The organism is Escherichia sp. WS1265 (assembly GCF_046487585.1).
Taxonomy (GTDB): Bacteria; Pseudomonadota; Gammaproteobacteria; order Enterobacterales; family Enterobacteriaceae; genus Escherichia; species Escherichia coli.
The window spans coordinates 82,176-94,005 of record NZ_JBJQJE010000008.1 but is presented as its reverse complement, the minus strand read 5'-3'; the positions used below and the strand labels follow the sequence as shown (position 1 = coordinate 94,005).

At 46.4% G+C, this 11,830-nt stretch carries 3 protein-coding genes and 1 pseudogene; 1 reads left to right on the top strand and 3 read right to left on the bottom strand.

Annotated elements, in window-relative coordinates; all coding sequences use genetic code 11:
* The first annotated feature begins 15 nt into the window (after positions 1-15).
* A complete protein-coding gene (gene iatC / locus ACJHX3_RS10135) occupies positions 16-7,350 on the top strand; it encodes an inverse autotransporter adhesin IatC (protein ID WP_094322936.1) in 7,335 nt (2,444 codons plus the stop codon).
* Between the two features lie 49 nt (positions 7,351-7,399).
* On the opposite strand, the pseudogene eilA reads toward iatC, so the two are convergent.
* From eilA to ACJHX3_RS10120, 3 genes and pseudogenes are all read right to left on the bottom strand, one after another.
* Positions 7,400-9,096, bottom strand: a pseudogene (gene eilA, locus ACJHX3_RS10130) (HilA family transcriptional regulator EilA).
* A gap of 202 nt (positions 9,097-9,298) precedes the next feature.
* Complete coding sequence (locus ACJHX3_RS10125) at positions 9,299-10,648, bottom strand: IpaD/SipD/SspD family type III secretion system needle tip protein (RefSeq protein ID WP_063086457.1); 1,350 nt, start codon at positions 10,646-10,648, stop codon at positions 9,299-9,301.
* Positions 10,649-10,691: 43 nt separating this feature from the next.
* Entirely contained in the window at positions 10,692-11,822 is a 1,131-nt protein-coding gene (locus ACJHX3_RS10120) for a hypothetical protein (RefSeq protein ID WP_094308479.1), read from the bottom strand.
* Positions 11,823-11,830 lie beyond the last annotated feature (8 nt).

Below are 11,830 nucleotides of genomic sequence, written 5' to 3'. Positions count from 1 at the left end.
CGACAGGGATGACAAATGGCAGGGAAAGTGCATGGGAATGGCGATCGTCGGGGCGATAACACCATATGTGGATTGGGGGATCGTTTACGTCGTCTGACCGCCGGTATTTGCCTGATAACACAAACTATTTTCCCTGTTATGGCTGCTGCCCCTACGCATATTAATCCTGCGCACTCGGATACTGCCGCGTCACTGATCCTGCCGAAAGTTAAAACTATTCCATATACCCTGGGTGCGTTGGAATCGCCACCAACGGTCGCGGCACGCTTTGGTATCACCGTTGATGAATTACGTCGCCTGAATCAGTTCCGTACCTTTGCGCGGGGCTTTGACAATGTGCGTCAGGGCGATGAAATAGATGTGCCCCTCATTAACAGTAACAGCCCTGAAGCGCGCAACCTGAAAGCAATGCAGATGGAGCGCGATGGCAAAGATCCGCAAATGCAGGTCGCGGAAGTGGCGCAGCAAAGCGGAACACTTTTAGCGCGCGATATGGACAGCGAACAGGCTGCAAGTATGGCGCGTGGCTGGGTGGCTTCTTCTGCCTCTGCGCAGGCAACGGACTGGCTCAGCCGTTGGGGAACTGCCCGGGTATCTCTTGGTGTGGATGAAGATTTCAGCCTTAAAAGCTCGTCATTTGAATTTCTCCATCCCTGGTACGAAACGCCGGATAACCTGGTCTTCAGCCAGCACACACTTCACCGTACGGATGATCGCACTCAAACCAACCACGGTATCGGCTGGCGTTATTTCACATCGAGCTGGATGTCTGGCGTCAATATGTTTATCGATCATGACCTGACCCGCTATCACACCCGAACCGGGATGGGCGTTGAATACTGGCGCGATTACCTGAAACTGAGCGGCAACGGTTATCTGCGCCTCAGTAACTGGCGTAGTGCACCGGAACTCGACAATGACTATGAAGCACGTCCGGCGAACGGGTGGGATCTTCGCGCCGAAGGCTGGTTACCGGCCTGGCCGCAGCTGGGCGGCAAGCTGGTCTATGAACAATATTATGGCGATGAAGTGGCGCTGTTTGGTAAAGACGAGCGACAAAATGATCCTCACGCGATTACCGCAGGTTTGAGTTACACCCCCGTTCCCCTGATCTCCTTTAGTGCCGAGCAACGGCAGGGCAAACAGGGAGAAAACGACACCCGAATTGGTATGGAGTTGACGTTGCAACCCGGTCATTCACTGCAAAAACAGCTCGATCCGGCTGAAGTTGCAGCACGACGCAGCCTTGTGGGCAGTCGCTATGACCTGGTCGATCGTAATAACAATATTGTCCTCGAATATCGCAAGAAAGAGCTGGTGCGGCTGACGCTGACCGATCCGTTGAAAGGCAAGCCGGGTGAGGTTAAATCGCTGGTTTCTTCCTTGCAAACCAAATATGCGCTGAAAGGTTATGACATTGAAGCCGCCTCCCTGCAATCAGCGGGCGGAAAAGTAGCTGTTTCCGGCAAGGATATTCAGGTCACCATTCCTCCCTACCGATTCACGGCAATGCCTGAAACCGACAACACTTACCCGATAGCGGTTACAGCGGAAGATTCGAAAGGAAATTTCTCCCGGCGTGAAGAAAGTATGGTGGTCGTGGAAAAACCCACACTAAGCCTCGCCGATTCAACGCTTTCTGTCGATCTGCAAATCCTGCTTGCTGATGGAAAATCAACCTCAACGCTGACCTATACCGCGCGAGATTCCAGCGGCAAGCCGATCCCCGGTATGACGTTAAAAACACAGGCAAAAGGTTTGCAGGATTTCGCCTTAAGCGAATGGAAAGACAACGGTAACGGAACCTATACCCAAATAGTTACCGCCGGGAAGACGTCTGGCGCGTTATCGCTGATGCCGCAATTTAACGGCGACAATGTTGCTAAGACGCCGGCGCTGATTGCTATCGTGGCGAATACAGCATCCCGCGCTGACTCCACGATTGAGACAGACCAGGATAATTACGTCGCGGGTAAGCCGATAGTCGTTAAAGTGACCCTGAGAGATGATAACGGCAACGGGGTTACCGGAAGAAAAGAACTTCTTAAACAAGCCGTTAAAGTAGACAACACGAAGGCTGATGCCGTTAGTGCCTGGACGGAAGAAAGTGAGGGAATTTATAAAGCAAGCTATACGGCCCATCTTATTGGCGACAAATTAACGGCCCAGCTGACGATGCCCGGCTGGAAAACCAAACATTCGGATGCGTTCAGTATTGCGGGTGATAAAGATACCGCCAAAATCGCTGCGATGCAGATCACCGCGAATAACGCAGTTGCCAGACGCGATCACAATACCGTCGCTGTGACGGTCAGGGATGTGCATCAAAATTTACTGCAGGGACAAAATGTTACCTTTACGGTCGTGAATGGTGCGGCGGTTTTTGCCGATCCAAATGGCGGTATTGTGACGACAGATAAAGACGGGATTGCCAGCATTAACCTTGCCAGTGACCAGGCGGTAAACAGTCTTATCAAGGCCGAGATCAATGGCAGTAGTCAGTCTGTGGAAGTGAGCTTTATCACTGGCGATATCTCGCAGCTGACCTCCACCATCAAAACGGACGATGTGACATACACCGCGGGTGGCCAGATAAAAGTGTCCGTCACCCTTATGGATGAGCAGAAAAACCTGGTGAAAGGGATGGCTTCGCTGCTGGCGGGTAGCGGTGTGGTCGAGGTGAGCGGTACAGATAAAAATGAAACGGGTAACTGGAGCGAAGAGTCTGACGGCGTTTACACCACCACCCGAACCGCGAAGATTGCTGGCGATCGCCATTACGCCACGCTGAAACTATCGACATGGAGTAGCGCGCAGCAATCCGATGCGTATGCCATCCGCGAAAGCGGAGCTGTGCTGGCTTATTCCTCCATCGTTACCGACAAAACGGCCTACACCGCGGGCGGTGCGATAAAAGTTACGGTGACACTCAAGGATAGCTATGAAAACCTGGTCGGGGGGCAACGATACGCTATCAACCAGGCTATCCAGCTGCCAAATACAAAAGCGGAAAGCATCGCCTGGAATGAAGATCAAAAAGGAATTTATACCGCAACGTATACCGCATTACTCCCTGGCACCGGTTTAAAAGCACAGCTACAGATGTCCGGCTGGGCGAGCGCTTTGACTTCAAATGATTACAGTATTAGTGGCGATGCCGCCAGCGCACAAATTGTCGCGATGCAAGTGACAACGGGTAACCCGGATGTGCTGGCGAATGGCAGCGATCGACATACGGTGAATGTCCGGGTGGAAGATCAGTTTGGCAATGTGCTGCCGGAGCAGACCGTCACCTTTACGGTGACGAAGGGGGCGGCTGTATTTGCCAATGCAGGGCAGAGCGCAGATATCAGGACGGATGCGCATGGCATGGCAGAGGTTGATCTGAGCAGTACCGTAGCGGATGCCAGCACTGTTGAGGCTAAGGTTAATCAAAGCAGCGATAGTAAAACGGTGAACTTTGTTGCTGATGTTAGCACGGCGCAGGTCGCGGAGCTGGTGGTCATTAAGGATGGTTCAGAGGCGGACGGTTCGACGGCGAACACGCTGCGGGTGAAGGTCACCGATGCGTTCGGTAATACGCTTGCCGGGCAGACGGTCAGCGTGTTGGCAGGCAACGGTGCCACGACTGCTCCGACAGTCACTACGCAGCCGGATGGCACGGTGGAGATCTCTGTCACCAGCCAGACGGCGGGCACCAGTGCGGTCACTGCCAGCATCAACACCAGCAGCCAGAGCCGGGATGTGACATTTATCGCAGATGTCGGGACGGCGAAGATCGCTGATCTGGTGGTCATTAAGGATGGTTCAGAGGCGGACGGTTCGACGGCGAACACGCTGCGGGTGAGGGTGACGGATGCGTTCGGGAACACGCTAGCCGGGCAGACGGTCAGCGTGTTGGCGGACAACGGCGCAACGACAGCCCCAACGGTCATCACAGAGCCGGACGGGACGTTGGAGATCTCAGTCACCAGCCAGACGGCGGGAGTCAGTGCAGTCACTGCAACCATCAACAGCAGTACTCAGAGTCAGAACGTGACATTTATCGCCGATGTCAGGACGGCGAAGATCGCGGATCTGGTGGTCATTAAGGATGGTTCAGAGGCGGACGGTTCGACGGCGAACACGCTGCGGGCGAGGGTCACCGATGCGTTCGGTAATGCACTTGCCGGACAGACGGTCAGCGTGTTGGCGGACAACGGCGCAACGGTTGCTTCGACCGTCACCACAGAGCCGGACGGCACGGTGGAGATCAGTGTCACCAGCCAGACGGCGGGAGTCAGTGCAGTCACTGCCAGTATCAACAACAGCACCCTGAGCCGGGACGTGACGTTTATTGCGGATGTCAGGACGGCGCAGATCGCGGACCTGGTGGTCATTAAGGACGGCTCAGTGGCAGACGGTGCAATGGCGAATATGCTGCGGGCGAGGGTCACCGATGCGTTCGGTAATGCGCTTGCCGGACAGACGGTCAGCGTGATGGCAGGCAACGGTGCCACGACTGCTCCGACGGTCACCACGCAGCCGGACGGCACGGTGGAGATCAGTGTCACCAGTCAGACCGCCGGAATCAGTGCGGTCACCGCCAGCATCAACAACAGCAGCCAGAGCCGGAACGTGACGTTTATTGCCGATGTCAGCACGGCGAAGATCGCGGACCTGGTGGTCATTAAGGACGACTCAGTGGCAGACGGCGCAATGGCGAATACGCTGCAGGTGAAGGTGACCGATGCGTTCGGGAATACACTTGCCGGGCAGACGGTCAGCGTGACGGCAGGCAACGGCGCAACGGTTGCTCCGGTGGTCACCACGCAGCCGGACGGCACGGTGGAAATCAGTGTCACCAGCCAGACGGCGGGAGTCAGTGCAGTCACTGCAACCATCAACAGCAGTACTCAGAGTCAGAACGTGACATTTATCGCCGATGTCAAGACGGCGAAGATCGCGGATCTGGTGGTCATTAAGGACGACTCAGTGGCAGACGGTGCAATGGCGAACACGCTGCGGGTGAAGGTCACCGATGCGTTCGGTAATGCGCTTGCCGGACAGACGGTCAGCGTGTTGGCAGGCAACGGTGCCACGACTGCTCCGACGGTCACCACGCAGCCGGACGGCACGGTGGAGATCTCTGTCACCAGCCAGACGGCAGGCACCAGTGCGGTCACTGCCAGCATCAACAGCAGCAGCCTGAGCCAGAATGTCACCTTTGTACCTGGTGATGCATCGCAGCTCACTTCAACCGTTGAAACAAATAAGTCGAACTATACGGTTGGAGAGACAATCACCATCACGGTAACGCTCCGGGATGCGTTCGATAATCTGGTAACCGGTGCAGCTTCACAGTTAGCCGCTGATGGTGTGCTGACGGTGGCTGGCACTGACCCGTCAGAAACGGGAAGCTGGGTTGAATCAGGTGGCGTGTATACCACAACCCGAATGGCGACGATTGCCAGTACCAATCAGCACGCCAACCTGCAATTGCAGACGTGGAGTGATGGCGTAACGTCAGATCGCTATGACATACAGTCCGGTTCTCCGGCGCAAGCCACATCAACTATCGCTACGGATAAAAACGCCTACACCGCTGGTGACACTATAACCGTCGCTGTGACGCTGAAAGACGCGCACGGTAACCTGGTTGAAGGGGGCGAGTCCTTATTGTCTGGTGATAACGTAACAGTAGAAGGAGCCGTACGTTCAGGAGGATGGTCTGAAACTGCCGGTGTTTATACTGCTACATGGTCGGCGCAAATGGCGGGAGACTCTCACCACGCGACGCTGAAGTTGTCTGAATGGGGCAGCAGTAAACAATCAGAGAGTTATTCCATCCACAGCGGTGCTCCGGTGCAGGCAAATTCTGCTATCAGGACAGATAAATTGGCATATATCGCTGGGGAGCCATTAACCGTCACAATAACGTTGCGGGATGAGTTTGATAACCCTGCTTTAGGGCTGACATCAGAAGTCATCGAGTCTTATATCGATAATTTCGCGGTAGGTGGCGCAACTCCCGATTCTCTGCAGTGGGTCGAGCAGAATAATGGTGAATATACCATTGTCTGGACAGCATGGGTTGCCGAGGAAAATCTGGTTGCCAGTCTGAAATTAAAAACATGGGGAACGGAGATTAAGTCCTCATTATACGGGATACAACCAGGTGCGGCGGCAAAATCTCAATCCACGATAGTCACGGACAAAACGAAATATATCGCTGGGGATAGCATAACGGTGACCGTTGTTCTTAAAGATGCCCAGGGTAACTTTATTACTGATGGTGTCGTTCAGCTTAATGAGGAAAACGTACAAGTCAGGAACGCTGATTCTATTCAAGGCAATAATTGGATATACAATGGCAATGGGCAATATCAAAGACAGTATATGGCACATTTTGCGGAAGCGAATTTGAATGCGCAACTGAAGATGGCGGGTTGGGTCGATGCCAATTATTCAAAAAGCTACACTATTAACAGAGGTGAAGTAAGTAAGTTTCGTTCACAGCTTCGTATACACGAAGTTTTAGTGGTAGCTGGGGCGGATATACCTGTCAGTGTTTTATTATCTGATGAATTTGGTAATCCTGTGAATGACGGTCTGGATTTGCTGACAGATGATGCAGTGTACTTACAAAATGTGGAAAAGAAACATTGGTCCAGTTGGACATTTGTAGGTGATGGCAGATATGAGCGTACCTATATGGCCTACAAAGAAGGAGAAAACTTAAACTCATATCTACATATTAATGGTTGGTATGTAGACGGGCAACCGTCTTATACCATCCTTCCTTTTGTGGAAGTCGAGTCGCTGAGTGTTAATGGTGCAAAATTCAGGGCGGCAGATGGTTTTCCAAAAACAGGGTTTGATGGTGCTAAATTTACACTGATATTAACCCACAATATGAAAAACACGGATTATAATTGGACCAGCGGTATACAGGGTATTCAGGTCGATAGTAATGGTATGGTGACTTTAGAATATATTCTAAAGAACGAAATTACTATTACAGGAACGCCGAAAAGCAATAAAGGGAATAAAGTCACATATAGATTCTCACTGCAGAAATGGTTTTTACCCCAAGGGGATTTTCAGGAAGCATGGAGTGTAATTAATTCATATTGTAGTGATAGGGGCTATAGATTACCGTCTAGTACGGATATAGTGGGGAGTGCAACTAGCGGTGCTGTCCCGCGAAAAGTAGGTTCGTTATGGGGTGAATATGGTAATCTGACTTCTTATGACGGAATATTTCGCTCTGAACATTATTGGCTCGACAGCGGTATGATATTTTATCCAGGAGATGGTCATCTCTCGATAGCGTCACGTTCATCCGCATTGTGTTTGCAAGAGTTCTGATGTTACTTATATTTTTGCCCTGCATATGCAGGGCAATTTATCTTAGTTCTTACGCAGAAGTACGCATCACACCGATAGTATTAAATTCATTTTTTACACTGAGCAAACGGGGGTCATGAAGCAAAACATTTGACCATAAATCATTGTCTTTAATTAATTGTTGCCAGCGCTTTTCATATTCTTTTTTACCATACACAGTGTAAATCAACGGCAAAATAACACCATTGATTTTGTTGGTGTTAATATTTGCCAGTAACTTCATAATGTCATTTTTTATAGATGCGCCATAGATCAGAAATTTCGTATAAAGCGAGTTAACACAGGTGTAATCAAGACCATGTTCAGGCTCAAGTTTAAGCAATAAACTTTTGGCTTTGTCATTATGTCCTTTCAGTGCCATGAACATAGCCAGAATAGAGGTAATAATTGGATTATTACAGGTGTTTTGACTGTTAAGATTTAATGCAAAAGATATCGCGTTATCGAGGGGGGATGTGTAATAAAGTATAATTAATTTAAGAATGCTTATACCCATTTTATTGGGTTCAAGAGCAATACTTTTTTCTATTAGATTAAATGCTCTTGCAAGGTCACCGTTCAAAAAACATAGCAGAGACTGATAATAATAAACGTCTGGCGAATTAGGTTTGAGTAAATGTGCTTGCTTAAATAGCACATTAGACACTGAATGTTCATCTTTTAGCCCACTGATTAAACCCAGTAAACCCAATGCCTGAGAATTTGAAGGGTTAATTTCAAGAGCCTTTTCAATGGAGGTTACTGCCGTAGTTATTGCTTGTTTTTGTTCACTGAGTCCAAGGAGGGCTAATGATATATGGCATTCCGCCAGGCAACAGTAGGGCAAGGTATTTTGCGGTTGCGTACTCACACAATCTCTAAATATTACTAATGCTCGTTTCAAACTCTCTGGTGTATAACGATACATTTCCATTCTGCCATTCATATACATAACAGCAGAATCCAGAGATGGCATTTGTTGTGTATTAATAGATTTAAAATTAATATTGGGTATTTTTCAATAAGAATATTAATTACTTGTGATAATAATACGGAAAGAGGATTGTCGGGGTTGAAATCAATACTTTGATGATCAATCAATTTATGTGTTCTGGCATGAATTAACTCAATAAATAAACGCCAGTTTTTACCATAGTGAACGACCTGACCCATAATATAATATTCTGGACCTGTTTTATTGATAAACTGATGGATAGTGGAGAAATCACTGGCCTCATTTGTTACCGAAGCGGGTAAAATATCTAAACCACAAAAAGCATATTTAGAAAGGCCCTGGACAAGTTCGTAATGGAGTTTTAGAACATTGATCGAACCTTCAGTACGAAAGGGAAAAACGGCAAGAGTGGTGGTCGACTTTACCGGTTCATTATCGGTCACAATCACAATAGGTACAGTAAAACGGTATCCACGACCATAGACCGTTTCGATATACTTACACTGTTTATTCTCATGCAAAAGTTTGCGCAATGCATAAATACATCGTGTTAGAGATTCATCACTGGCAACACTCGCGCTCCAGACCTTATCGATAATCTCTTCTTTGCTAACAATTTCACCGTCAGCATTAAGCAATAGAATAATAACGCCAAGTTCTTTCGGGGGAATATGATATTCTTTGTTTTTGAATAATAATATTCCATTGTTTTTTAATACAAAGTCGCCAAATATATATTGTTGTGTGTTATTTTTTCCATGTTGCAGTTGCATAGAACGCTCCTTCCGTTTTCTCTATTCATAGTATTAATTTGATCAATATAAAATAAAGTATTGGCAGAATTGCTCTATCAAAAAACGCTCATTTTGTAAGATTGTGATGAAGAAATGAATGAAAGCTGATGCTTAATAATATGAAACACTGGTCCCATTTTTCGGGACCAGATAGTGGGCGATAATTGTGGGTGTTACTTAATCAGAAACGTAAATAATCTTTTGCTGAATCAAACAACGCAGTAATGGTTGAAGATAATAATTTGATAATTGTATCGTAGGTGGAGTTGGCTGTACTGTATTTAGTCGTGATAACCTGCACGTCGGTTTTCATGTTTTCTGCCTGGCTGTTATAACCCGCAAGCCATGCCTGGTATTCAGCCGTGCTTATTTCGTAGCCGGTGAATTCTTTAGATATATTTTTTTCCTTCCCTTTATCGTCCCTGTGTACCATTGAGTCTGAAGACTGACTCATACTGTCAATAATCTGAGGGTTGGGAATAATAACATACAGACCGCTACCTTGCGGTTCAACTTCGACTATAGGAGAAGGTGTGCGGTGTTTGGGATCGGGTGGAATTACCGGAAGACCTAAAGCGGCGCACCATTTTTCTGCTTCTTCCAGTGGAACACCAATTTTGTCAGCAGGTGCCGGAGGGTATAAAACATACTCTGGATTGTAGTGATAATGAAAGTCACCATTAGGATATTTATCGATATAATAAAAATGCATCAAGGCCTTTTGAAATGCATTGACATCAAAAACTATCGCATCGCCTTTTTTATTAGAGTGAGTCCACTTTCCCATATTGCTTTGGATATGTTCACTGAAGTCCTGCCAGTATGCGCTCATTATCTCAACGCTATTTGCATAGATTTCGAGGTAGTCGCTACCGAGCACACTCATCAAATCAGCAATATCACTGCATATATATTTATCACTTTTAAATTCGTTTGAACTACTGGCCGTTAAAGTACTGCTGGTTGCTGAACTTCTCATTTCAGGCGCAGAACTATCTAAAGAAGCGATAGCGTGAGTTAAGGTTCCTTTGGTCGTTGCCATTGCAATTGACCCGGTTGTGTTGTGAGCAACGTTAGCCAGGGTTTTTCTCACAGAGTTATGCAAGGTCAATATTTTAGCGGGATCCTTTAATTTTCCGTCAATAGTATTAACATTTTCTGTAAGCTGCAGAACGTTTTTTATCAGCGAATAACTTTCGTGTAAGAGCGCAGATCCCTTCTCTGACAGGTTCTCAGTTGGGAAATTTCTGAGCATGTTTTTAACGAAGTTGAGTTGTATGTCATGCTGGCATTTCCAGTCTTCATTTCGCGGGCTACGTTCACTGACTAAAGTTGATAGTTTTTCAACATCTTTCTTGAGCATAGTGCCAATATTATTATCCTTACTGGCGCTGTTATGCAAATTACTCTCGCTTTTGCTGTTTCCCAATTGATGAGGCTCCTCACTTTGCGAGGATGCCTCTTTAAGAGGAATGTTTGCATTCTGCTGACGTAGAATATCTATATTTAAATTATTATCTTTATTAATCATGTGTCATTCCTCCTTAAATATAAGGAACTATTATTGCAATAATTTATGAGCGAATGCCTTGAACGATAGCACTATCAGTATCAATAATGGTTTGTATTATTTGCTGTAATAAATTGAGTGCCTGATCTCTTCCTTGAACATCACGATTAATTTGATCCAGATAGCTACTCATAACTGAATGCATAACATTTTTAGCTTGCTCAGCCAAGTCTTTTTCTGCACGAGTATGTTCTGCTGCCACTGTTCCGCCGTATTGAGATAGATTTGCAATAGACTGAAATAGATTATTGGTATGAGAAATAGAACTGGTAATACCATATCTTAGATTGTGACTATTAATTTTTTCTTTGTCTTTAATTTTATTAGTGATACTTTCTTTTTCTTTTTGTAACTTACTTGATTGCTCTTGTTTGTCATTATCCTCAATATTCTTGTTATTTGATAAATCTTTTTGTTGATTTTCTATTTCGGCAAGTCTGGCTTTCGCATTTGCCATATCTTCTTTTGATTTTATCCGAGTTTGGCTATCTGGTTTGTCTGTATTTTGTTCCTGGTTTTCTGCGATATCATCTATCTTCCCCGCGGGCTTCGCAAGTTCTGCACCTGCCATAAATACAGCTCCCGTAACATTAATAGCTGAGCCTGCTAATGAACCTGCAAAATTTGCCCAAGAAGCATTTTTTGTTTCGTCACTCTGAAGCTTGACAAGCTGTTCAAAAACGATACTCATACTAGCATCAGCCTTAGCAGAGGCATTGTACATTGATGTAAAGACTCTTAGAAAGGCCTCCATAATGTTCTGTTGTCTCATCGTCAAATTATCTAACATATCGAGAATATTAAATGTTATGGTTTTCTCTATTGACTCGGTAGACTGACAGGATGATTTTGTTGCTATGGCAGAATTTTGATTTATATTATGTAGTGTATTCTTAGCATAATTAAGACCATCTAGTACCTTACATTGTAATTCAGGAGAGAGAGCACGGACAGACTCTATCAGACTAATAAATTTAGTATTTGTATCAACTTTAATATAATTTGGCGCAAAACTTTGCAGTATTTTTTTAGCTTGTGATACTCTTGTTTCATAAACAGGTTGTTCATCGAATGTTGTTTTATCGAGATTCTTATTATGAGCTGTATTGTTTATATTGCTAATATTATTGGTCATTTTTGAAT